This window comes from Nocardia sp. NBC_00565, from assembly GCF_036345915.1.
In the GTDB taxonomy this organism is placed as follows: Bacteria; Actinomycetota; Actinomycetes; order Mycobacteriales; family Mycobacteriaceae; genus Nocardia.
Genome location: NZ_CP107785.1, coordinates 1,542,187 through 1,563,774 on the forward strand (window position 1 = coordinate 1,542,187; position 21,588 = coordinate 1,563,774).

The following is a 21,588-nucleotide window of genomic DNA, read 5'->3' on the forward strand; positions in this document are numbered from 1 at the left end:
AACTAGTCGGCGAGCCAGTTTCCGTGGAAGCCGTAGGGCACGCGGGTGGGTAGGTGGATGGTGGCGACCGGTGCGGCGGCCAGGTCGGTCGCGGCCAGAATGACGAGGTCGCTGCGGTCGGTGTCGGCGTTGTAGACGTAGGTCATCAGGTAGCCCTCGCCGCCGGGGTGCTGATTCGCGGGTGCGAAGGCGGCCTCGGCGGGGATGCGACCGGAGCCGAATTCGTGGGTGGTGCTGGCCCCGGTGTGCAGGTCGTAGCGGATCAGTGCGCCGTTGTCGCCGGAGACGGAGGCGTGGCCGAACCGGGTATCGAGACCCGCGAGCCGGTCGTCGATGCGGGGGAACTCGGCGTCGCGGTCGTCGAGCTGCTCCTCGGTGACGGTGCCGGTAGTGAGATCGATGGTCCAGCGCCAGAGGCTGGCATGTTCGTAGGTGTGTGAATCCTGGCGCCACATACTGGGATAGCGCATCACATGCAGCACGATCCGGCCCGGTTCGTCGTGGGCGTTGAGCGTGTGGAAGACGTAGCAGGGATCAATCGGGAACCATCGCACCGCGCCGTGCGGGTCGTCGCGGCGCAGTACGCCGAGCCGGGCCTGGTAACCGTCACGCCACCGATAGGGCATGCCGCCACCGGATTTCGCGGTCTCCAGATCGAAAACCACTGGCAGGTCCATGAATACGACGTGCTCGGCGGTGAGGTTGAAGTCGTGGTGCATGGTCGGCGCCGGTACATCGATGGGACGGCTGATCAGCAGCGTACCTGCGGCGTCGGCGCGGTGGTAGGTCAGATAGGGTGCGCGCACGTCGTAGCCGAAGAAGTGCAGTTCGCCGGTGGTCGGGCAGGTCTTCGGATGCGCGGTCATCGCGGTCCGCAGCTTGCCGTCGAAGTCGTAGGGGCCGACTGTATCCAGCTCGCAGGTCAATTCGTACGGATAGGAGGATTCGACCAGCGCCATGGTGCGTCCGGCGTGCCGGATGACGTGGGTGTTGGCGACTCCGGCCGTGAGGTCTCGATTGCCCTCGGCATCCTGGACGCGCGCGCCGTCGGTGAAGGTGGAAGTGCGGACCCAGCGGTTGCGGTAGGAGACCGCGCGGCCCTGCTCAAGCCGGACGCCGTGCACCATACCGTCGCCGAGGAACCAGTGCGCGGAGGCGGCGGCGTGCGGATTCGGGCCGTTGCGCAGGTACCAGCCGGTCAATTCGGGGGGAATCGTTCCGGTGACCGGCAATTCGTAGGCGGTCGACTCTTCGGTGACGGGGGCGTAGTTGCCGGTCAGGTGTGGAACTGAAGTGGTCATGATGGGTGCCGATCTGGTCTCGGGGAAAGGTTTTCAGGCGGCGGGTTCGTTGAGCGAGTTCGCCTTGCCCTGGATGTAGGCGACGTAGCGGATCGTGAAGAGCACCGGGAGCACGAAGGCGAGCACCTGCACGGTGGTGCGCACGCCCGAGGAGGAGTGCGCGAGCAGGGTCAGTGCGACGCAGCCGATGGCGAAGCTCGCGGTCCACGCGGAGGTGATGACGTAGCTGGTGCGGATGAAGACCGGGTGGTCCCAGAGTTCCTTCGGCGTGGTCTGTTTCGCGATCGGCAGCGTGAACGGTATGCGCACGGCCAGCGACCCGACGGCGATGAGGGTGAGCATGCCCGAGGAGAGCGCCGGGGTGTAAGGGTGCAGTGCGCTGTCCGGGTCGACGAAGGCGAGCACGGTCAGCGCCGCGAAGAAGATCCCGGAACCCAGGTCGATGGCCATGGCCGACACCGGCTGACCCGCCCTGACCTGGTGGACGATCCCGACAACCGAGACGGCCAGGGCGGCCAGCGCCGCCCACTGCCAGTACTGCGACGGGACCACTGCGAAGACGATCCAGGGGGCGAAGGCGCGCAGGTACGACATTTTCGAGAACTCCTCTAGCGACATTCCAGTTTTGACATGTCCAAGCTAGAGGCTGCGCTTTCGACATGTCAATAGTGGAATGTAAGATGATGGCATGAGTCTCCGGTATGCCCTGCTCGGATTGCTGGCCGATCGTCCGGCCAGCGGCTATGACCTGCTGCAACGCTTCAAGGTGTCGCTGGCGAATGTCTGGCCCGCGACCCAGAGCCAGATCTATACCGAACTCACCAAGCTCGCCGATGCGGGTTCGATCGCGGTATCGGATGAGGGCCCGCGCGGCCGCAAGGAGTACACGATCACCGATGCGGGCCTGGCGGAGATGCGGGAGTGGCTCACCACGACCAAACCGAAACGCGTTGCGCGTAACGAAATGCTGCTGCGCGTCTTCTTCCTCGGCGTGGTTCCGCAGGCCTACGCCCGCGAATATCTGTCCGGCGTCGAAACCGACACCGCGAAGGCCGAGGCCCAGTTGGCCGGGCTCGAGGCCACAATCGACTGGGAGGACAACGACCTGTCCGTCTACGGCCGCATCGCGATGGAGTGGGGTAAACGCTTCTACGCGATGAACCAGGAGTGGGCCGAGTGGGCCCTCACTCAGATCCCCGAGCGCTAGCCCGAATATATTTCGGATCGACGGGGCGCGGAAACTTCAATTCTGAATATCATGATGGTGTCCACATGACTTTGAGAACTATCTTCACTGATATGGACGCGATCTTGCAGGATCTTCATACTCGGTCTCAACAGAAGTGATCGACCGGATCACCTGCCTGCCGGATCGACGTACAGGAGTGTTGATGAAGATCGGGATTCCCCGCGAGGTCAAGAACCACGAGTATCGGGTGGCGTGTACACCCGCGGGCGCGCACGAGCTGGTCGCGCGCGGACACGAGGTGTACATCGAGTCCGGAGCCGGTCAGGGGTCGGCGTTCGAGGATATGGCGTACGCGGCCGTCGGGGCGCGGGTGCTCGATACCGCCGATGCGGTCTGGGGTACCGCCGATATGGTGCTCAAGGTCAAAGAGCCGGTGGCCGAGGAGTATTCGCGGATGCGCGAAGGGCAGCTGCTGTTCACCTATCTGCATCTGGCCGCGTCCAAGGAGTGCACGGACGCGCTGCTGAACTCGGGGATCACCTCGATCGCCTACGAGACCGTCACCGGTAGGGACGGGTCGCTGCCGCTGCTCGCACCGATGAGTGAGGTCGCGGGACGGCTGGCGCCGCAGGCCGGTGCCTACCACCTGATGCGCAGCGGTGGCGGGCGCGGCGTGCTGATGGGTGGGGTGCCGGGTGCGCGTCCGGCCAAGGTGGTCGTACTCGGTGGTGGTGTCTCGGGTAGCAATGCGATCGCCATCGCGGTCGGCATGCACGCGGAGGTGACCGTGCTCGATCTGAACATCGGGCGCCTGCGTGCGCTGGACGAGCAGTACCGCGGCCAGGTGCGCACCATCATCTCCAACCGTTTCGAGGTGGAGAGCTTGGTGCGGGAGGCCGATATGGTGATCGGCGCGGTGCTGGTGCCCGGTGCGAAGGCGCCCATGCTGGTCTCCAATGACCTTGTCGCACAGATGAAGCCGGGTTCGGTGCTGGTGGACATCGCGATCGACCAGGGTGGCTGCTTCGAGGATTCCCGGCCGACCACACATGCCGAGCCGACCTACCGGGTGCACAATTCGGTCTTCTACTGCGTCGCCAATATGCCCGGCGCGGTGCCCTACACCTCGACCGTCGCGCTCACCAATGCCACACTGCCGTACGCGATCTCGCTCGCCGAGCGGGGCTGGCGCGATGCGGTCGCCGCGGATCCCGGTCTGGCCAATGGTTTGAGCACGCACCGCGGCCAGCTGCTGTCGGAATCCGTTGCGGCCGCACACAATTACGCCGCCGAGACGCTGGCCGCCTGATACGCGGTCTCAGCTGACGCCCTCCGAATTCGGCGACAACCGGCGCTGTCGAATACGGCCCAGGCCGACCATCGCGGCAGCAGCACGTGGTTCCAGCATGTGCACCGGGGACTTGGTCATGTTCAGCACATCCAGAAACGTCGCCGCAGCCACCGGGTCGGCCGCCGCAGCCCGAAACGCCGTGTTCAAGCCCGAATGTGCGAGCGATTTCACCCGCGGTGAGCCGACCGCAACCGGTGGCATCGTGATGTCGCTGACCTTGGTCAGCCACCATGGGGTGCGCAGCATGCGGCCCACCCGGCGATAGTAACGGCGCGGCAGGTCCTTGGTGCCCTGCTGGAGTACCTCATCGAGCAGGTCCGCGGCGATGGCCGCCACGGTCATTCCGCTGCCGTAGATGGGATTGAAACAACACACCGCATCGCCGATCGACAGTATTCCGCCAGGAATACGATCCAGTCGTTCGTATCGGCGCCATACTGCTGTCTTGAACCGGTAGGTCGCTACTTCGTCGATAGGAGTTGCGCGGCGAAGCACGGTAGCGACATCGTCCGGTGCGAACTCCGCGGCGAACTCCAGCAGCGCGCCGGGGTTCGCCGGCGGGTGATCGTCCTTCCCGATGCCGAACGCCGACAGCACCCACACATCCCCCTCCTGTGCCGCGAACCCGAACCCGCGCGGCCGGCTCGGCATCGGTCCGACCAGGATGATCCGATCGCCGCCGACGGCGTCCAGTGGCAGGCGGAAATGGCAAGTGGCATAGCCGATATCGACGGGAACGTGGTCTTCGCGTGGTCGCGGGTACCCCAGCGACTCGAGCCAGGCGCCGACTCGGGTACCCCGGCCCATCGCGTCGACCACCAGATCGGCCGGGATCGCCTCCGGTTCTCCGTTGGCCTCCCGGCGCAGCACCCGAACGCCGCCGACGCCGGCATCGGATGCGACCAGGCCGGCGACGGCAGCGTCGTCACATATCGTCACATTCGGCAGCGCGGATACGCGGCCACGCACATGCGATTCCAGGAATGTTCGACTGGCGGCGATCGAAGTTCTGCCCAGGGCAGCGCGATGGAGGACGTTTCCGAAGAAGATCGCTCGGAAATCGTCGAATGCGCTGACGGTCTTCGCGCCGTCGGTGACCAGCTCGTCGATCAGGCCGGGAAATCGCGACTCGGCGATGTCCGCGGCGCGCATCAGCAAGCCGTGCGAATGTTGGGCCTGCGGAACTCCCCGGCGGTTGGTTCCGTCGTCCGTCAACCGATCTCGTTCGAAGACGGTAACCGCCGCATAGTGGTCAGCCAGGATCCGTGCCGCGAACAGACCCGCTATCCCGCCACCGAGGACCACCGCACGGTCCCCGGCACGGCGGTAACCTCGCTGACTCACCGTGTCCTCCTCATGCAGGCCCGGCCCTCGGTCGGCGCCGGGCCGAGCACGGCGACCCTACCCTGATAGGCGTTGTCCTGCACCTTGTACCAGGCGCACGGCGCACCGCCGGTTCGCCACCGAGGCCCGCGCAGCGGTCACGTCATCGGGCGGGTTCTCGGGCGCACGTGCTCGAAGATGAGGATCGTCTCGGTCGAGGCGACGGCGGGATGGGCGCTCAGATGCTCCAGCACGAAGGCGCGCAGCCCCTCGGAATCGGCCGTGGCGACATGGATCAGATAGTCGTCGGCGCCCGCGATGAAGTACACGTTCAGCACTTCGCCGAGTTCGGTCAATTGTTCCCCGAACTCGGCTAGGTGCGGACGTGCGTTGGAATGGACCCGAACCGCGATCATGGCCTGCAGATTGCGCCCGAGCGCGGCCGGGTCGATATCGGCGTGGAATCCCCGAATCACGCCGCGCTCCACCAACGATCGCACCCGGCCCAGGCAGGTGGAGGGCGCGATCCCCGCCACATCGGCGAGCGCGCTATTGGTCATCCGCCCGTCCCGCGCCAGCTGATCGAGCAGGATCCGGTCGATATCGTCCAGCTGCACCGCTGGGCGCGGGGGAGTTCGTACGGCACCGGCTGGTGCGCCGATCGGTGAATCATTCTTCCTCACGCACCCAACCCTAACGAAGATCATTCGATGTGGGCCCGATGCGGGAACTTATGTTCAGCGGACCTGAACCCCGCTCGAGCGCCGGCGCGTGCGGGCCGTTAGGATCGTCGCGTGGACATCTACTGGCATGCGGTTACGCCGCCGCCGTGCGCCTGATCGGGCGCACCTGCTGAATTTCTGATTCGCGGTCCCGGCTGACCCGGTGGGCAGCCCCGGGGTGATGTCGTGCGCCCGTTTCGAATCCCTTTCGAATTCGACGACGGAAGTTCACGACTGTGGCTGATTTCAAATCTGTTGTGATGGTTGGGCGTTCGGGTATCCGAGCGCAATCCCCGTGCATCGGGCCTGTCCCCATCCTCTTCGCGGCGGTGTTGTGGGGGACCACCGGCACCACCAGTTCACTGGCTCCAGCCGGTGCGCCCGCGGCGGCGGTCGGCTCCGCCGGGTTGGCGCTCGGCGGGCTGTTGTTGTTCTTGTCCACGCGCGGTGCGCGTTTGGTGTGTACCCGCCATGAGTGGTGGCTGGTTGCCGTCGGTGCGCTCGCGGTGGCGGGGTATCCAGTGACCTTCTATCCGGCCGTCGCCCGGACCGGGGTGGCCGTCGCTACGGTGATCGCACTCGGTAGCGCGCCGGTTTTCGCCGGGCTGCTCGCTTGGGCGGTCGGGCAGGGTAGACCGACCGGGCGCTGGATCGGCGCGACCGCCGCGGCCGTGCTCGGCTGCGCGGTGCTCGTGCTCGGACCCGAGTTGTCGGGTGGCACCGCATCCGTGGACCTGCTCGGCATTGTGCTCGCCGCTTTCGGCGGACTCACCTACGCCGTCTATTCGCTTATCGGCGGCCGGCTCATCACGCACGGGCATGGGTCGAACGCGGTGATGGGCACGATGTTCGGCATAGCCGGGTTGCTCGTGCTCCCGGTTGTGTTGTGCACCAACACATCCTGGTTGCACACCGGGCGCGGGATGGTGGTGGCGCTACATCTCGCGGTGTTCACCACATTCGTCGCCTACCGGCTCTTCGGCTTCGGACTGCGGCATACGACGGCCCAGGTCGCGACGACGCTGACGCTGGCCGAGCCCGCCGTGGCGGCCGTGCTCGGCGTGGTCGTCATCGGGGAACGGCTGCCGATGGTGTCCTGGTGTGGGCTGGCCGTGACGGCCCTCGGGCTGGCGTTCCTGACACTCGGCGCGCGCGACCGTTGATCAGGCGACCCGACTACCGATTCGCTTGGGCCAGTGCGGATTCGGCGGCATCCAGCACCTTCCCGAAGGAGTAGAGGATCACCGGGGCGAGCGCTCGGGTGACCGCGTCGGCGGCGAAAGGCAGCGCGGCCTCGGCGGTCGTGGTCCAGACGACCCGCGTGCCGCCTTCGACTTCGATGAAGGTCAGTTTCCCGCCTTCGTGGCGCGATTGCAGGTTGCCGTCGCATCCACGGGCTTTCTGACTAGGCAGGGCGGGGGTGCGGCCGGACCTGTTCGAGTTGTGCGGCGACGGACAGGATCGTCGGCTCACCGTTGGTCGGACCGACCAGTTGCACCGAGAGCGGGAGGCCGTCGGTCGAGATGCCCGCGGGCAGCGCTGCGGCTGGATGCCCGGTCGCATTCCACAGTCCGGTGTAGGCGATCATCGGAATCGAGGCGAGTTGCGCGCGGACGCTGTTCGCGCCGTCGAGGACACCGACCCGGGGCGGTCGGCTCGCGATGGTGGGGGTCAGCAGCAGATCGCACTGGTCGAAGATGCGATCGGCCTTGCGCGCCACGGCTTCTCCGCGACGCATGGCCCAGTCGACGACGGGTTGGCGCGCCCACGCGCCGAGAGCGACGGTCTGGCGGGTGCGGTGTTCGAGGCGTTCGGGGTGATCGACGAACGGGATCTCGGCGCGGATGCCGCCGTAGAACTGCGGGTAGAAGGCGAACGTGAAATCGGGGTAGTGCGGATCGATCTCGGTGACCGTATGGCCCAGTTGGGCGAGGAGTTCGGCGGTATCGCGCACCGCGCGCACATGCTCGGGATCCGCTTTGGCCAGCAGCGTCGGTGATTTCGTGCTGTAGCCGATGCGCAGGCCGGTGGGTGTCCGGCGTGCGGCCTCCTCGAATGACAGCACCGGATCGGGCGCCTGGAAGCGGTCAACGGGCGCGTTGCCGCGGATCACGTCGTAGACGATCGCGGAATCGAGCACGCTGCGGGTGAGCGGGCCGACGACGCCGAGCGCCCACCACAGGTGTGCGTGCGGTGCGTTCGGTACGCGTCCGCGCTGGGGCTTCAGGCCGAACAGGCCACAGCAGGCGGACGGAATCCGGATCGAGCCACCGCCGTCACCGCCCAGCGCGACCGGCACCAGTCCCGCCGCCACCGCCGCGGCGGAACCACCGCTGGAGCCGCCGGTCGAGCGGGTTCGGTCCCATGGATTGCGGGTCAGTCCGTAGGTGCTCGACTCGGTGTAGGGCCACTGCCCGAACTCCGGCATGGTGGTCTTGCCGACGATGACGGCGCCGGCCGCCCGCAACCGCCGGACCACCTCGGCATCGGCGGGCGCCGGGGTTTCGTTGGCTCGGGTGCCGAAGGTCGTCACGACGCCTGCCACGTCGATTTCGTCCTTGATCGCGATCGGGATGCCGTGCAGCGGGCCGAGGGCCGCGCCCGCGCCGCGTCGCTGATCTCGCTCGATGGCTTCGGCGATGGCCTGTTCGCGCAGCACGCGGGTGAACGCATTGAGTTCGCTCGCCCGCTCGATACCGTCGAGGGTCGCTTCGACCAGTTCACGGGCCGAAACGACGCCCTGATTCAGCAGCTCCCGCTGCTCCAGCACACCGGAGGCTACGACCTCGCGCAGATCCATCTCTATCGCTCCTCTTGACCCACACGTCGCGTGGGCTGATCCGAGCACCCGACGGTAGTTAGTCAAACGACCATTCGGCAGTCAATACGCAGCGTACGGGCGCTGGGTTCATTATCGCTGACATCAATATTCTCGGCGTTTCTCAGGCGGGGTTCGCGGGAGCACGGCGAGGATGTCCCGGCGATGGCGAGTACGGGCACCGCGGCGCCGATCTGCGGCGTGCTGCGGGTCCCGGCTTCGGTCGGTGCGGCCGCCGGGCAGGGCAACAGCGCGGCGGTCGGCTACCACTTCGGCACCAAGGCCTGTGGCCTTCGGCTTCGGCGTAGTCTGCCTCGACCCACGTGGTCTCGGCTGGTGACGGTGGATCCCCAGCGCGGGGAGCCGAGGAGCCTTCGACAGCACAGCACCCGCGCCGTACTTTGATTACGAGACGGATGTAATGGGAGGAAGTGCGATGCGTGTCGATGTCGAATTCACCAGTGGCGCAGTGACCTTGCGGGGTTGGCTGTATCGGCCCGAGCAGGCGTCGGGGCTCGTCCCGCTGGTGGTGATGACGCACGGCTTCGCGGGCGTCAAGGAATGGGTTGCCCCGTTCGCTGAAGTGTTCAGCAAGGCCGGTTTGGCCTGTCTTGTCTACGACCACCCCGGATTCGGGACTTCCGATGGTGAACCACGTTTCGAGGTCGACCCTTTCGCGCAGATCGAGGGGTACCGCGATGCGATCACCTTCGCGCAGACCCTCGACGGTATCGACCCGGAACGCATCGGCATCTGGGGAACCAGTTTCGCGGGCGGCCATGTCCTGGTGGTCGCGGCGACCGACCGGCGCGTGCGCGCGGTCGTATCGCAGGTGCCACTGACCAACGGCTGGGCCAACTTTCGCAGCTTGGTGCCCTCCATCATGTTGCCTGCTGTCCATGCGGGGATCGCCGCCGACCGCCAGGCCCGCGCCTCGGGCAAACCACATCAGACGATCAAGGCGGCCTCCGATGATCCGACCGAACTCGTCGCCATGCCCGGTATCGAGGTCTACAACTGGTTGATGGCCAACGGACCGCAAATCCCGACCTGGCGCAACGAGGTCACCCTCTCCAGCGTCGACAAGTTCCAGTCCTACGCCCCGGAAGCGTTCCTGCGCCGCGTGTCCCCGACACCCCTGCTGATGGTGATCGCCGATCAGGACACCCTGACACCCGCCGATATCGCGCTGCAGAGCTACGCCGAGGCGCTGGAACCCAAACAACTCGCCCTGATCCCGGGCACCCACTTCGCGGTGTACGAGGAGCAGTTCCAACGAGCATCCAGCGTCGCCCGGGACTTCCTGCTCGCCAACCTGAGCGGATAGTGCCTGGATCGACTGGAAGATTTACACTTGTAAACTAATATACTGCTGTTTAGTATCGGTGTGTGGACTTCTCGAGCCCAGAGCCTGCGGCCGATCGGCGAGTGCGGCGGTCGCGGGCAGCGTTGATACGGGCCGCGATCGCGGTGGTGACCGAACGCGGGACGGCGGCTGTGTCGGTCACCGATATCGCCGAGGCCGCGGACGTGAGCCGACCGGTTCTGTATCAGCAGTTCGGTGATCGGGATTCGCTGCTGCTCGAGGCGGCGTTGGATCTCGTGCGCAGTGAACTGCTATCGCAGCGGACGCTGGTACGTGGTCGCGATGGAACTCTCGCGGTGGTCCGGCATTTCGCCGTACATCGAGTGTTCTACCGGGCACTGTTGACCAGCCCGTCCGCGTTCGCACTGAACAAAGGGCTCGCCGACCTGCTCGTGCCGGTGAACCGGCACGTCGTTCGCGAGCTGTACGGGCCGCGCTTGGACGAGAACACGGTTGATGACCTCGCCACATATCTGACCGGCGGGGCGGCGGCGTTCATCAACACCTGGTTGGTCGAGGGCGAAGATCCGCTCGATCCGGAGCGGTTCGCCGACCGGCTGATGCGGGTCACGTCGGTCCTGCTGGATCGGGCAGCGCAGCCGGCCGTGGCAACCAAAGGCGAGGAACAGCAATGAATCTGATCAGCCGTCTCATCCAACGCCAGTTCGAATTGCCGCCGCCGGTGACCAGGGATGTGGTCGTGCAGCGAGATCTGCCGGTGCCGATGCCCGACGGAGTAGAGCTGCTGGCGGACCGGTGGGCGCCGCGGGCTGGAGGTGAGGGCCTGCCGGTCGCGCTGATACGCAGCCCGTACGGGCGGCGCGGGATCTTCGGCACGTCGATGGCGCGGCCGCTGGCCGAGCGCGGCTACCAAGTGGTGCTGCAGAGTGTGCGCGGTGGGTTCGGTTCCGGTGGCACTTTCGCGCCGCTGCGGCAGGAACGCGCCGATGGTCTGGCCACTATCGATTGGGTCGTGCGGCAGCCCTGGTTCGGGGAAGCGATTGTGCTGTCCGGCGTCAGCTATCTGGGATACGTGCAGTGGGCGGTGGCCGACGAATTGCCGCCGCAGGTCAAGGCCATGATCCCGCAGGTGACCGAGTCGGCGCTGAGCCTGGAACATATACGCCCCGAAGGGTTTTCGCTGGAGGCGCCATTTCAGTGGGGTGTGCTGACCGCGATACAGGACGTCCGTTCGCCGTGTTGCGCCAACCGTTGCAGATGCGCAAGACCCGGCGTGCGATGAACGCCCTGCCGCTCGGTAAGGCGGACGTCGTCGCCTTGGGGCGCCGGTCGGACTACATCCAGGACGTGCTCACCCACCATGGTGAGGACCCGTATTGGGCCGAGGCGGACCACCGCCACCGCGTCGCCGATGTCACCGTGCCGGTCAGCTCGATCGGCGGCTGGTACGACATCTTCCTGCCCGGCCAGCTGCGCGACTTCCAGGCGCTGCAGGACGAACAACGCCCCGCCCGGCTGACGATCGGACCGTGGACACACATCCGGCAGGACAATGTGGGAATGCTGGAGGCGTTGGAATTCGGCCTCGCTCATGCCCGCGGACAACAGCCGCCACAGCGCAAGCCGGTACGGCTGTACATCATGGGCGAGGAGGCGTGGCGCGATTTCGACTCATGGCCACCGAAAGGCTATGCGTCGCAACGGTTTCATTTGCAGGCCGGCGGCGGGCTGGCTATCGCCTCGGCGGCGGCGTCGGAACCCGACCACTACCGATACGATCCCGCCGACCCGACGCCGGCCGTCGCGGGCGTGCGTGGCACCTTCGGCGGTGGCCGCAAGGACAACCGCGTTCTCGAAGCGCGGGCCGATGTACTCGTCTACACCACCGAAATCCTCGACCACGATGTCGAGATCATCGGTGAAGTGAGCGCCGAGATCTGGTTCCGGTCCAGTCTCCGGTACGCCGACGTGTTCGTCCGGCTCTGCGACGTCGACCCGCGCGGCCGCTCGCGCAATATCTGCGACGGGCTCGTCAGTCTGTCGGACGCCGACGAAACACGGTGTGCCACAGTGCGATTGTGGCCGACCGCGCACCGGTTCAAGCGCGGCCACCGCATCCGAGTGCAGGTCTCGAGCGGCGCGTTCCCCCGCTATGCCCGCAATCCTGGGACCGGGGAGTCGCACGCTACGGCGATCACCCTGCTGGCCGCCGAACAAACCGTGTACCACGATCCCGGGCACCCATCGGCAGTGATCCTGCCGGTCGCGGACGCACCGTAACCCTATAGATGCTGTCCCGACTCGTTCGACCAGCGCCGGCTACCACGTCCGGCTGCTGGACGACGAGGGTGCCGCTCATCTACGCGGCCGGGCCCTTGCCTGCGGTGGGCCAGCCGGGGATGACCAGTCGGCGTTCGACGAAAATCCGCGTGCCGGCGAGGATCATCGGCAACGTCGCCGGGCTCGGTAGCGCGGGCCCGAGTGCGCCGTCCCGAATGAGGTGGGCCTGTGCGCCGTAGCGCCCGAACGTCAGCGCGAGTGATTCGGTGGCCCGCGGCTCGGCGTCCGCCCCGTGCGGCGGCTCGGGAAAGCACCATTGCCAGGAGCCGGCCGAGGACGTGAATCGCAGTTCTATGTAGTCGGACCGGGCGGGACAACGGTGTGCGCTGTCGAGCGTGGCAGACAGGAAAGACTTCCCCGAGAAGGTCGATTCGGTGGACGAGAGTGCGTATGTCATGTCCGGCTCCTGTCGATCGAGTGGGCGCGGCCGGTGGTGCGTCGTGGGTTCTCTGTTCCATCTTCCTCGCGACCAAAAAGTGTACTTAAATCCGTTTTAACGACACTACCGCTGATTAGAAGTTAGCCGAGCTGGGCGGTGGATGTCGATAAAACTTTTCGATATCCGCCCAATTGAGGATTCTCTTTAGCTACACTCACGCCGAAGTTCAAACTCCGACGATGGAGGCGGTCTCATGATCTCAGTGTTGAGCGACAACCCCGCCGGTGAGCGGCATGAGCTGCCGCTGTCGATGGTGGAACGGATGACACTGATCATGGATTCGTTCGGCGCGCCGCAAACGCGGCTCACTCTGGAGGAGGTCGCAGGCCGGACCAATCTGCCGCGCTCGACGACACACCGCATTCTGGAACAACTGGTGCGGCTGCGCTGGCTCGATCGCAATGGTCGCGACTACGGCCTCGGTCCGCGGGCTTTGGGGCTGGGTGCCAAGGATGTCGGGCAGAGTGCGTTGCGTGCGGCGGCTTTCCCGCTGCTGCACGCGCTCTCGGTGCGCACGGAAATGGTCGTGCATCTGGCGGTGCTGGACGGAACGCAGGTCTGCTACCTGGACAAGTTCGGTGGCAGGGCCGCGGTCCAGGTGCCGTCGGTGGTCGGCGGACGGGTGCCCGCGCAGCACACGGCCGTCGGAAAGAGCATGCTCGCGTGGTTGTCTCCGGAAGAGATAGACGATCTGTACCGGGGCGTCCTCGCCACGCGGACCACGCGCGGTATCGGCGCTCTCCCGGCTCTGCACCAGGAGCTGATCCGCATTCGCGCTCGCAGTGGTCTGGCCTTCGAGTCCGGGGAGTGCTTCCCTGGCATCGCGTGCGTCGGCGCGGCGGTACGCAGCCCGGACGGGCCCATCGGCGGTATCTCGCTGGTCAGCGACACGCAAGCAGTGCTCCATCGGCTGGCGCCGCTGGTTGCCAACACCGCGCACGTGATATCGGAAAAGCTGATCGGTGACGCTGCGTGCAAGCATCCCCCGCGTGCGAAACCTGTTGTCATGCGGGATACGCCGCAAACACCGGTGCTCGGTGCGACGCTCGGGCGTATCGTCGCGCTGGGTGAACGCGGCGCATGGTTCTGAGGTTCCGTACCGAATCCGCCGTCTGACGGCGTCGCCGAGCGAGTCGACAGCCATCGGTTTCCTGCCGTCCGCAGTGTGGGTGCTCCGGTGTCGAGGCGGCTGATCGGATTCCGCTGAGCGGGAGAGGGTTCCGGGCCGCGCGGACCGGAGGCAGGACGGGGGCGCTGCGGACGCGTCGATTCCGGTGTGTGGAAAGCGCGGCGTGTGCCGATGGTCGCTGACCCAAACTCTAGGTAGCGGTCGGCCACCTGTTCGCCCGCGAACCCGAAAGGTGAGGGACCCCGATGAGTGCGCTTCCGGAACCGGTGGCGTTGGATGCCAGGCGCTTCCGCGACGTCCTAGGTCATTTTCCGACGAGTGTGGTTGCGATTACCACCACGGCCGCCGACCGGCGTCCGCAAGGGATGATCGTCGGAACCTTTACTTCGGTTTCGCTCGAGCCACCGCTGGTGTCTTTCCTGGCGGACCGGTCCTCCGCGACCCTGTCGATGATCCGGGAGACGGGCCGATTCTGTGCGAACGTGCTCGCGGGCAATCAGGAGCCACTATCACGCCGGATGTCGACCCGAGGAGGCGACCGGTTCGACGGCGTGACATGGACACCGTCGTCGCTGGGCAACCCCGTGCTGGACGGTGTCGTGGCGTGGGTCGACTGCACCGTCGAACAGATCGTCGAGATCGGCGATCACTACCTGGTCGTCGGCCGGGTCGGCAATCTGAACGTCGAGTCGGTGCGGACACCGCTGCTGTTCTTTCGGGGCGGCTACGGTGACTACCTGGCCAGTGCCACACTGCTGATGGACCGGCTGGTCGGCTGGTGGTAACTCCGGAAGATTCCGGCTCAGATCAGCATGTCATCGACGGAGAGACCGAACATCCCCCGACCGTAGGACGTCAGCGCCGTACCGGCCTCGTTGGACGCGTGAAAGCCGGCGATGTGTGCATCGCGCCAAGTCCGCTCGATCGGGTTGCGGCGGCGCAGCACCATTCCGCCGGTCACCGCGAACACCTGGTCGATCGAATTCAGTGCTCGTTCCGCGCCCAACGCCTGATCCCGACGGGCCCGCAACCGCAGCTCGATCGGAGCCTCCTGCTGCCCGCGAGCGCAGTCGTAAAGGTCGCGAAGGCTTCTGCTCATCTGCAGGATGGCCGCGTCGATTTCGGCGCTCGCTCGCGCCGCCGCGGTCAGTTGGTCTGCGGTGATACCGCCGCTACCGGAATTGAGCTGGTCGCGGTCTCTCATCCGCGCCAGAAACACGTCCAGGCAACCTTGTGCCATCCCGACCATGGGCGTGGTGTGGGTGTAGTTGAACATCGCGCCGTATGGCATCCGGTAGAGCGCGCCCGGGTGCGCCTGCTGGCCGGGACTGCGTCGCAGCGCGACATCGTAGAATGGCAGCGTCCGATGATCCGGGACGAAAAGCCGATCGACATGCAGGTCATCGCTGCCGGCGCCGCGTAGCCCGGCCGCATCCCATACTTTCGCTATCCGGTAGTCGGCACGGGGGACGAGCCCAGTGACAATGTCCACCGGCTGGCCGTTCTCGGCCATGATGGTGCCGCCGAGCAATGCCCACGACGCGTGCGCGCATCCGCTGGCGAATCTCCAGTGGCCGGTGACTTCATAGCCCCCGGCGACCGGAACGAATCGCCCGACCGGCGCATACGACGAACAGATCAATGTGTCCGGGTTATCCGACCAGACATCGTGTTGGGCATGCTCGTCGAAAAGTGCCACATGCCAGGGACCCAAGCCGAGCACCGAGGTCACCCATCCGGTCGAGCCGCAGGCGCTGGCGACCGCGCGCACCACATCGTAGAAGGACATTGGATCGGTCTCCAGACCGCCGTGCGATATCGGTTGTAGCAGCCGGAAAATACCGGTGCCGACCAATTCGGTCAGCGTTTTTTCCGATATCGCACCGGTCTCGTCGACCCGCGCCGCCCGTTCTGCCAGCGCGGGCAACAACTCTCGTACCGATGCGGCCACGTCTTCGTTCATGCCGGTTCTTTCGAGTACCTGCTCGGATCGCGCTGATCAGCGCCGCTGATATTAAGTACGTCAGAAACGGTTGGTCAAATGATCGAACCGACGTCGTGGGCCACGAGTTGGTCGAGTGCGCGTTCGGCGACGGCCGCGATGGTCATCGACGGGTTGCAGCCCGCGGAGTTGCCCGGGAGCAGTGCGCCGTCGAGCACGTACAGGCCCCGCTGTCCGTGCACGCGGCCTTCCAGATCGCATACCGATCCCATGGCGGCGCCGCCGAGCGGATGCCAGGTCGAGGGGTATGTCGCGTTCGTGTCGTTGAGGACGCTTGCGGGACCGGCGATCTTTTGCACCAAGGGGCCGATGGTGCCGTTCTGCGCCACCGAGTCGCCGTCCTTCGGCCAGCGGAGTATGGCGTCGTCTTTCGCCGCGTCGTATTCGAAGCGTCCGCGCGCCAAACGCAGCGCGGTGATGCCACCGCCGAATCCGGACCCGTTGACGATCACCCGATGGTCCTCGCGGACGACACCGATCCGGCGCACTCGGTCGGCGACGTTGCTGCCGAGGGCGGTCCCCGAACTCGCCAACGCGATTCCGGCACCGGCGACACCACCGAGAAAGGACCGGCGGGTGAATACAGACATTAGTGACCTCCAGACCACAGGGGACCGAACCCATCAGGGGTTCACGGCGACGAATATCGGCCTGGGAAGAGTGGCCCCTGGTCGAAGTCGATTCGCGGAAGATACAAGATCGACTTGTGGTCCGTCGGTTCATCTCGCTCACCGGAAACCGGGAGCGATCGTCGGCGATGATGTCGAGTCCGAGGGCTCTACTCGGTGAGGTTTCGCTAGGTAGGAGCGGCTGTCCAGGTGGCGTCGACAAAATTCGAGCACCGTCTTACCACTGAACGGAAGAACGGATACGCGGTGATCGCCGGGGAGCTGTGATGGCGATATGCATTCGTCTCCGCGTCTGTGGAGGCGAATGCGATCACGATCAACTACGGATCACCTATCCCGTGCAAGGACGCACCATGAATCAACTGATCATTCGCCGAATCCTCGCTACCGCCGGGGCCGTGGCAATTACCGCAGCGACCGTTATCGGCTGTTCCAATTCGACCGACAACTCTGCCGAGAGCACCGCTGCCGCGACGACCGCCGCCGCCGCGCAGGCGACTTCTTCGCAGGCCACCAATTCCAGCGATCCGGCGGTCAAGGAAATTACCGACGCCTTCGTTACCTTCTTCGACGGTAATACGCCCGCCGACAAGAAGATCACCCTTGTCGAGAACGGCTCGACATTCGCCGCGGCGATCACACAGCAGGCGAGCAGCCCCATGGCGGCCGGTTCCACCGCAACGGTCGCCGATGTGAAACTCGACGACACCGCGAATGCCACGGTCACCTACAGCATTCTGATCAACGGCAGCCCGGCCCTGCCGAATCAGAACGGTAAAGCCGTCAATATCGACGGGCAGTGGAAGGTCGCCGCGCTGACATACTGCGGCCTGCTGAAGATTCAGGGCGGCGCACCGGCCGGCTGCTGATCGCCCGGCTTGCGCGCGCGACAGCGTCATTCGCATGGAGTCGCGCTGAACTGAGGAGAACTGAGGTGACCTCGACGACGCCGCTCGACTGCCGTGACGATCCGGCCGATACCGACGAGCAGTTCCGGGCTCGCCTGCGGACCTTTCTGGCCGACCGTCATCCCGGTCGGCGGCCGCAGGACCCCGCGGCGCGGCTGGTGTGGCGGAAGGCTTGGCTGGCAATGCTTTTCGACGCCGGATACGCCGGACCGGGCTGGCCCCGCGAGTACGGCGGGATGGGGTTGAACTTCGTCCGTCAGGTCATCTATCAGGAGGAGTACGCGGGTGCCCGGGTGCCCGGGCCGTTGGGCACCGGGCTCGGCATCGCGGCCCCGACGATCATCGAATACGGCACGGCCGAACAGAAGGAGCGGTTCCTGCGGCCGATGCTGCGCGGCGACACGGTCTGGGCACAGGGCTGTTTCGAGCCGGACGTGGGATCGGACTTGCCAGCGCTGCACACCACGGCGCGGCGGGCGGGCGGTGGCACGGACGACCTGCGCGCCGAGTACATCGTCAACGGTCAGAAGGTGTGGAGCAGTGCGGCCGAGATCGCCGATATTATCTTCACCCTCGTCCGCACCGGGCCGCCCGCATCACGACAGGACGGCGTCAGCTACCTGCTGATCGACGCCGACGCTCCGGGAGTGACCGTCCGGCCCCTGTTCGACCTGACCGGCGACGCGAATTTCTGCGAAATCCTCTTCGACGATGTGCGAGTTCCGGTGGCCAACCGGATCGGCGTGGAGAACGGTGGCTGGCCGCTGGTACGCACCGGCCCGGGCCATGAGAGAGCGGCCGCAGCGATGAATCCGGCCGTGCTCTACCGGCACGTGCTCGACGAGCTGATCGAGCTGGCGCGCGAGCGCGGTGTGACGGCCGATCCGCTGGTGCGCGATCGGCTTGCGGATTTCGAGATTCGGATCCGGATCATGCGGCTGACCGGGATGCGGACCATCGCCGACATCATGGCCAGGGGCGAACCCGGCCCGGCGTCGTCCACCGCGCGGTTGTTCATCGTTACCTTCGAAAGGGATCTGTACGAGTTCGCGCTCGATCTGCTCGGCGCCTACGGCATCCTGGACCGGCAAGATCCGCACGCGGTGCAGCGTGGCCGCTGGGTATCGGGCTTCCTGCGCACGCGAGCCGCCACGATCGGGGCGAATACCGAGATCCAGCACAATACGATTGCCGAGCAAGTGCTGGGGTTGCCGCGCGACCCGGCCATGCCGGCGGTCGGGAGGTGAAATTTGCCCTTACAGCCATCGATGAAGTTGCTGTCGACCGACGATCATCTGATCGAGCCGCCGCTGCTGTGGTCGGATCGATTACCCGCCAGGTATCGGAATATGGTTGTTCCGGAACTCAGTATTTGGGTGAGTTCGGTGCCTGGTAGGTCGGGTTCACCAGGCGCATGGCGGCGACGTCGTCCCGCTCGCGCATAGCCGGTCGCGCCAACCATCGTTCGTGCAGGTGAGCGAGGGTATCGCGGTCCAGTTCGATGCCGAGGCCGGGGCGGTCGCCGACCTCGATCGCGCCGTCGCGGAAGGTGAACGGTTCGGTGATGACGTCCTCGGATTGCCAGGGGTAATGGGTGTCGCAGGCGTAGTCGAGGTCGGCGACGGTGGCGGCGACCTGGGTCATGGCGGCGAGGCTGATACCGAGGTGGGTATTCGAGTGCATCGAGATGCCCTTGCCGTAGGCACGGCAGACGGCGGCGAGGTCGCGGGTGGCGAACAGGCCGCCCCAGAAGTGGTGGTCGGAGAGTACGACCTGGACGGCATCGATATCGAAGGCGGGGCGGATCTCCTCGATGGCGGTGACGATCATATTGGTGGCCAATGGCATTGCGGTGCGGTGATGCACTTCGGCCATATCGTCGAGGCGGGCGGTCGGGTCCTCGAGGTATTCGACGACGCCCGAGAGTTGTTCGGCGACAGCGGTCGCGGTGGGCAGCGACCAGCCGCCGTTGGGGTCCAGGCGCAGCGGGTGGTCCGGGAACGCCTTGGCCAGGGCCTCGATCGCGGCGACCTCTTCATCGGGTGGGAATGCGCCGCCCTTGAGTTTGAACGAGCGGAATCCGCCGTACGCGGCGAACTTTTCGGCCAGGCGCACCACGCCATCCGGGTCGACGACCTCGCCCCATTCGTCGCTCGGAGCATCCGGAACCGGATGTTCGGCCCACTTGTAGAACAGGTAGCCGGAGTAGTCGACGCGATCGCGGACCTTGCCGCCGAGCAGCGCGTGCACCGGCAGACCGAGTTCGCGACCGTGGGCGTCGAGCGCGGCGGTTTCGAAGGCCGAGATCACGCTGAGGCGGACCTTATCGGTGGTGAGTGTGCCGCGCAGTCCGCCCGCGATGGGATTGGCGATCAGCAACTGGGCGTCGGTGTTCGTGCCGAGCAGGCGGATCGCGTTGATCGAGGCTACCGGCATGCCGATCAGTTGTGGGGCGAGGTCGGCAGCGCGATCGAGGTAGACGCGGTCGCCATAGGTTTCGCCGAGACCGTGCGCGCCACTGTCGGTTTCGATCTCGACGATCAGTCGCGGCGTGTACGGCTGGTGCACGCCGCCGACATTGAGCAGAGGTGCGTCGGCGATGAGGATCGGCGTCAATCGGACGTCGGTGATGACGGGTGACATGGTCAGTCTCGCTTTCCGTCGACGCGGCGCGGCAGCCGCCATGGGTTGGCCTCGCGCAGGGCGGGTGGGAGCAGGCGGTCCGGGAAGCCCTGCCAGGCGATCGGCCGCAGAAACCGGGTGATGGCGGCGGTGCCGACCGAGGTCGTGGTCGGTGCGGTGGTGGCCGGATAGGGGCCGCCGTGCTGTTGGGCCCAGCTGACGGTGACGCCGGTGGGCCAGTCGTTCCACAGCAGCCGACCGGCGAGTGCGGTGAGGGCGGGCAGCAGTGGGCGGACGGCGTCGATATCGGCATCCTCCGCGACGACGGTGGCGGTGAGGCCGGGTTCGAGCTGGTCGAGGATCTGTTGCAGCTCAATGGCATTCGCGTATTCGACGATCAGTGCCGCCGGGCCGAAGCATTCGGCCTGCAAGGCTTCTCCTGCGGCCAGGAAGTCGGTGGCGCGCACGCTCAGCAAGGTCGGTGCGAGCAGATCGTCATCGATCGGCGGGGCCGAAATCGCGGTGACGGAGGGATATTCGCGCAGGGTGGTGACTCGCGATCGGAAGCTTTTGCCGATGTGATCGTTGAGCAGGCGTTGTCCCGGCACGGCAGCGACAGCGGTGGCCAGTGCGTCGGTCAGCCCGTGGTCCGAAGGCAGCAGCAGCACACCGGGTTTGGTGCAGAACTGTCCCGCGCCGAGGGCGAACGATCCGACGAACCCCTCGACGATCTGTTGTCCGCGAGCCTGCACCGCGCCGGGCATGACCACTACCGGATTGACGCTGCCGAGTTCGCCGTAGAACGGGATCGGACGTGGCCGTGCGGCGGCGATATCGAACAGCGCCCGGCCGCCCGACAGCGACCCGGTGAACGACGCGGCGGCGATATCCGGATGGCGCAGCGCGCTGATACCCGCCTCGACGCCGTGGATGACCGCGAAAGCGCCCGCGGGGGCACCCGCCGCGATCAGCGCCTCGCGCATGATCTCGCCGGTCCGCTCCGAGAGTCGCGGGTGGCCCGGATGAGCCTTGAGGACAACCGGACAGCCGGCGGCCAGTGCCGACGCGGTATCGCCGCCCGCGACGCTGAATGCGAACGGGAAGTTGCTCGCGGCGAACACGAGCGTCGGGCCGATCGGGACGAGGCCGCGCCGGATATCCGGTCGCGGACCCATCGGCCAGCTCGGATCGGCGTGATCCACGGTGGCGGCGAGGAATTCGCCATCGGCGAGCACGTCGGCGAACAGGCGCAGCTGGAAGGTGGTGCGCGTCAATTCCCCACGCAGACGGGGTGTTTCGGGCAGGTGCGTCTCGGCTGCGGCGAGCGGTACGAGTTCGTCGGCGGCGGCATCAAGGGCATCCGCGATGCGGGTGAGCCACTGCGCCCGCTCGGTAGGTGTGGTGTCGGCGAGATGAGCCGCGGCTTCGGTCGCTGCCGCGATGATTCGCTGTAGTTCGTCAGGGGCGGTATCCATCGAGATCTCCCTT

22 protein-coding genes and 1 pseudogene are annotated in these 21,588 nt (G+C 66.2%); 12 read left to right on the plus strand and 11 right to left on the minus strand.

The window, feature by feature from the left end:
• Positions 1–2: 2 nt before the first annotated feature.
• Both OG874_RS07470 and OG874_RS07475 read right to left on the minus strand, forming a co-directional pair.
• On the minus strand, positions 3–1,301 hold the full coding sequence (locus tag OG874_RS07470) for a carotenoid oxygenase family protein (RefSeq protein ID WP_330254381.1): 1,299 nt from the start codon (positions 1,299–1,301) through the stop codon (positions 3–5).
• 33 nt (positions 1,302–1,334) lie between these two features.
• Positions 1,335–1,895, minus strand: coding sequence for a hypothetical protein (locus OG874_RS07475; RefSeq protein ID WP_330254382.1), 561 nt, complete (start codon positions 1,893–1,895; stop codon positions 1,335–1,337).
• A 94-nt stretch (positions 1,896–1,989) separates the two neighbouring features.
• Here OG874_RS07475 and OG874_RS07480 point away from each other — a divergent pair, with 94 nt between their 5' ends.
• Positions 1,990–2,508, plus strand: a complete 519-nt coding sequence (locus OG874_RS07480) for a PadR family transcriptional regulator (RefSeq protein WP_330254383.1) — start codon at positions 1,990–1,992, stop codon at positions 2,506–2,508.
• Between the two features lie 184 nt (positions 2,509–2,692).
• Positions 2,693–3,799: an alanine dehydrogenase gene (gene ald, locus OG874_RS07485; RefSeq protein ID WP_330254384.1), complete on the plus strand. Its 1,107-nt coding sequence runs from the start codon at positions 2,693–2,695 to the stop codon at positions 3,797–3,799.
• 9 nt (positions 3,800–3,808) lie between these two features.
• Here ald and OG874_RS07490 read toward each other — a convergent pair whose 3' ends face one another.
• Together OG874_RS07490 and OG874_RS07495 are read right to left on the minus strand one after the other, a co-directional pair.
• Positions 3,809–5,185 carry an FAD-dependent oxidoreductase gene (locus tag OG874_RS07490; protein WP_330254385.1) on the minus strand — a complete coding sequence of 459 codons (1,377 nt, stop codon included), beginning with the start codon at positions 5,183–5,185 and terminating at the stop codon, positions 3,809–3,811.
• Between the two features lie 137 nt (positions 5,186–5,322).
• Positions 5,323–5,826, minus strand: a complete 504-nt coding sequence (locus OG874_RS07495) for an Lrp/AsnC family transcriptional regulator (protein WP_330257213.1) — start codon at positions 5,824–5,826, stop codon at positions 5,323–5,325.
• Positions 5,827–6,146: 320 nt separating this feature from the next.
• Here OG874_RS07495 and OG874_RS07500 point away from each other — a divergent pair, with 320 nt between their 5' ends.
• Complete coding sequence (locus OG874_RS07500; protein WP_330254386.1) at positions 6,147–7,049, plus strand: DMT family transporter; 903 nt, start codon at positions 6,147–6,149, stop codon at positions 7,047–7,049.
• A 13-nt stretch (positions 7,050–7,062) separates the two neighbouring features.
• Here OG874_RS07500 and OG874_RS07505 read toward each other — a convergent pair whose 3' ends face one another.
• Positions 7,063–7,359, minus strand: a complete 297-nt coding sequence (locus OG874_RS07505; RefSeq protein WP_330254387.1) for a hypothetical protein — start codon at positions 7,357–7,359, stop codon at positions 7,063–7,065.
• On the minus strand, positions 7,292–8,686 hold the full coding sequence (locus tag OG874_RS07510) for an amidase (protein ID WP_330254388.1): 1,395 nt from the start codon (positions 8,684–8,686) through the stop codon (positions 7,292–7,294). Before OG874_RS07510 ends, OG874_RS07505 begins: the two co-directional genes overlap by 68 nt.
• Positions 8,687–8,869: 183 nt before the next feature.
• Here OG874_RS07510 and OG874_RS07515 point away from each other — a divergent pair, with 183 nt between their 5' ends.
• The 5 genes from OG874_RS07515 to OG874_RS07535 all read left to right on the plus strand — a co-directional run bounded on the left by OG874_RS07515 (position 8,870) and on the right by OG874_RS07535 (position 12,311).
• Positions 8,870–9,109 carry a hypothetical protein gene (locus OG874_RS07515; protein WP_330254389.1) on the plus strand — a complete coding sequence of 80 codons (240 nt, stop codon included), beginning with the start codon at positions 8,870–8,872 and terminating at the stop codon, positions 9,107–9,109.
• Between the two features lie 31 nt (positions 9,110–9,140).
• Positions 9,141–10,031: an alpha/beta hydrolase gene (locus tag OG874_RS07520; RefSeq protein ID WP_330254390.1), complete on the plus strand. Its 891-nt coding sequence runs from the start codon at positions 9,141–9,143 to the stop codon at positions 10,029–10,031.
• 62 nt (positions 10,032–10,093) lie between these two features.
• Entirely contained in the window at positions 10,094–10,705 is a 612-nt protein-coding gene (locus tag OG874_RS07525) for a TetR/AcrR family transcriptional regulator (RefSeq protein WP_330254391.1), read from the plus strand.
• Positions 10,702–11,313, plus strand: a complete 612-nt coding sequence (locus OG874_RS07530) for a CocE/NonD family hydrolase (protein ID WP_330254392.1) — start codon at positions 10,702–10,704, stop codon at positions 11,311–11,313. The genes OG874_RS07525 and OG874_RS07530 overlap by 4 nt, the downstream gene beginning before the upstream one ends.
• Complete coding sequence (locus OG874_RS07535; protein ID WP_330254393.1) at positions 11,289–12,311, plus strand: CocE/NonD family hydrolase; 1,023 nt, start codon at positions 11,289–11,291, stop codon at positions 12,309–12,311. The genes OG874_RS07530 and OG874_RS07535 overlap by 25 nt, the downstream gene beginning before the upstream one ends.
• Positions 12,312–12,390: 79 nt before the next feature.
• Here the strand turns inward: OG874_RS07535 and OG874_RS07540 are convergent, their stop codons facing one another.
• Positions 12,391–12,768, minus strand: a complete 378-nt coding sequence (locus OG874_RS07540) for a hypothetical protein (RefSeq protein WP_330254394.1) — start codon at positions 12,766–12,768, stop codon at positions 12,391–12,393.
• Between the two features lie 235 nt (positions 12,769–13,003).
• Here OG874_RS07540 and OG874_RS07545 point away from each other — a divergent pair, with 235 nt between their 5' ends.
• On the plus strand, positions 13,004–13,900 hold the full coding sequence (locus OG874_RS07545; protein WP_330254395.1) for an IclR family transcriptional regulator: 897 nt from the start codon (positions 13,004–13,006) through the stop codon (positions 13,898–13,900).
• Positions 13,901–14,184: 284 nt separating this feature from the next.
• Positions 14,185–14,724: a flavin reductase family protein gene (locus tag OG874_RS07550; RefSeq protein ID WP_330254396.1), complete on the plus strand. Its 540-nt coding sequence runs from the start codon at positions 14,185–14,187 to the stop codon at positions 14,722–14,724.
• A gap of 17 nt (positions 14,725–14,741) precedes the next feature.
• On the opposite strand, the gene hsaA is transcribed toward OG874_RS07550, so the two are convergent.
• Together hsaA and OG874_RS07560 are read right to left on the minus strand one after the other, a co-directional pair.
• Complete coding sequence (hsaA, locus tag OG874_RS07555) at positions 14,742–15,902, minus strand: 3-hydroxy-9,10-secoandrosta-1,3,5(10)-triene-9,17-dione monooxygenase oxygenase subunit (protein WP_330254397.1); 1,161 nt, start codon at positions 15,900–15,902, stop codon at positions 14,742–14,744.
• Positions 15,903–15,976: 74 nt separating this feature from the next.
• Positions 15,977–16,339 (minus strand): annotated as a pseudogene (locus OG874_RS07560) (GMC oxidoreductase); the annotation flags it as partial.
• A 584-nt stretch (positions 16,340–16,923) separates the two neighbouring features.
• On the opposite strand from OG874_RS07560, the gene OG874_RS07565 reads away from it, so the two are divergent.
• Together OG874_RS07565 and OG874_RS07570 are read left to right on the plus strand one after the other, a co-directional pair.
• Positions 16,924–17,439: a hypothetical protein gene (locus tag OG874_RS07565; protein WP_330254398.1), complete on the plus strand. Its 516-nt coding sequence runs from the start codon at positions 16,924–16,926 to the stop codon at positions 17,437–17,439.
• A 65-nt stretch (positions 17,440–17,504) separates the two neighbouring features.
• Positions 17,505–18,725, plus strand: coding sequence for an acyl-CoA dehydrogenase family protein (locus OG874_RS07570; protein ID WP_330254399.1), 1,221 nt, complete (start codon positions 17,505–17,507; stop codon positions 18,723–18,725).
• Between the two features lie 118 nt (positions 18,726–18,843).
• Here the strand turns inward: OG874_RS07570 and OG874_RS07575 are convergent, their stop codons facing one another.
• Both OG874_RS07575 and OG874_RS07580 read right to left on the minus strand, forming a co-directional pair.
• Positions 18,844–20,127, minus strand: a complete 1,284-nt coding sequence (locus tag OG874_RS07575; protein ID WP_330257214.1) for an enolase C-terminal domain-like protein — start codon at positions 20,125–20,127, stop codon at positions 18,844–18,846.
• The gene (locus OG874_RS07580; RefSeq protein WP_330254400.1) at positions 20,124–21,575 is read right to left on the minus strand and encodes an aldehyde dehydrogenase (NADP(+)); all 1,452 of its coding nucleotides are present in this window, start codon (positions 21,573–21,575) and stop codon (positions 20,124–20,126) included. Before OG874_RS07580 ends, OG874_RS07575 begins: the two co-directional genes overlap by 4 nt.
• Positions 21,576–21,588: the final 13 nt, after the last annotated feature.

What these genes read in the sequence shown, in the direction of transcription:
- OG874_RS07470 (WP_330254381.1), bottom strand. Translation starts at nt 1,301, where the DNA reads ATGACCACTTCAGTTCCACACCTGACCGGCAACTACGCCCCCGTCACC.
- OG874_RS07475 (WP_330254382.1), bottom strand. Translation starts at nt 1,895, where the DNA reads ATGTCGTACCTGCGCGCCTTCGCCCCCTGGATCGTCTTCGCAGTGGTC.
- OG874_RS07480 (WP_330254383.1), top strand. Translation starts at nt 1,990, where the DNA reads ATGAGTCTCCGGTATGCCCTGCTCGGATTGCTGGCCGATCGTCCGGCC.
- ald (WP_330254384.1), top strand. Translation starts at nt 2,693, where the DNA reads ATGAAGATCGGGATTCCCCGCGAGGTCAAGAACCACGAGTATCGGGTG.
- OG874_RS07500 (WP_330254386.1), top strand. Translation starts at nt 6,147, where the DNA reads ATGGTTGGGCGTTCGGGTATCCGAGCGCAATCCCCGTGCATCGGGCCT.
- OG874_RS07510 (WP_330254388.1), bottom strand. Translation starts at nt 8,686, where the DNA reads ATGGATCTGCGCGAGGTCGTAGCCTCCGGTGTGCTGGAGCAGCGGGAG.
- OG874_RS07515 (WP_330254389.1), top strand. Translation starts at nt 8,870, where the DNA reads ATGGCGAGTACGGGCACCGCGGCGCCGATCTGCGGCGTGCTGCGGGTC.
- OG874_RS07520 (WP_330254390.1), top strand. Translation starts at nt 9,141, where the DNA reads ATGCGTGTCGATGTCGAATTCACCAGTGGCGCAGTGACCTTGCGGGGT.
- OG874_RS07530 (WP_330254392.1), top strand. Translation starts at nt 10,702, where the DNA reads ATGAATCTGATCAGCCGTCTCATCCAACGCCAGTTCGAATTGCCGCCG.
- OG874_RS07535 (WP_330254393.1), top strand. Translation starts at nt 11,289, where the DNA reads ATGCGCAAGACCCGGCGTGCGATGAACGCCCTGCCGCTCGGTAAGGCG.
- OG874_RS07540 (WP_330254394.1), bottom strand. Translation starts at nt 12,768, where the DNA reads ATGACATACGCACTCTCGTCCACCGAATCGACCTTCTCGGGGAAGTCT.
- OG874_RS07545 (WP_330254395.1), top strand. Translation starts at nt 13,004, where the DNA reads ATGATCTCAGTGTTGAGCGACAACCCCGCCGGTGAGCGGCATGAGCTG.
- OG874_RS07550 (WP_330254396.1), top strand. Translation starts at nt 14,185, where the DNA reads ATGAGTGCGCTTCCGGAACCGGTGGCGTTGGATGCCAGGCGCTTCCGC.
- hsaA (WP_330254397.1), bottom strand. Translation starts at nt 15,902, where the DNA reads ATGAACGAAGACGTGGCCGCATCGGTACGAGAGTTGTTGCCCGCGCTG.
- OG874_RS07565 (WP_330254398.1), top strand. Translation starts at nt 16,924, where the DNA reads ATGAATCAACTGATCATTCGCCGAATCCTCGCTACCGCCGGGGCCGTG.
- OG874_RS07580 (WP_330254400.1), bottom strand. Translation starts at nt 21,575, where the DNA reads ATGGATACCGCCCCTGACGAACTACAGCGAATCATCGCGGCAGCGACC.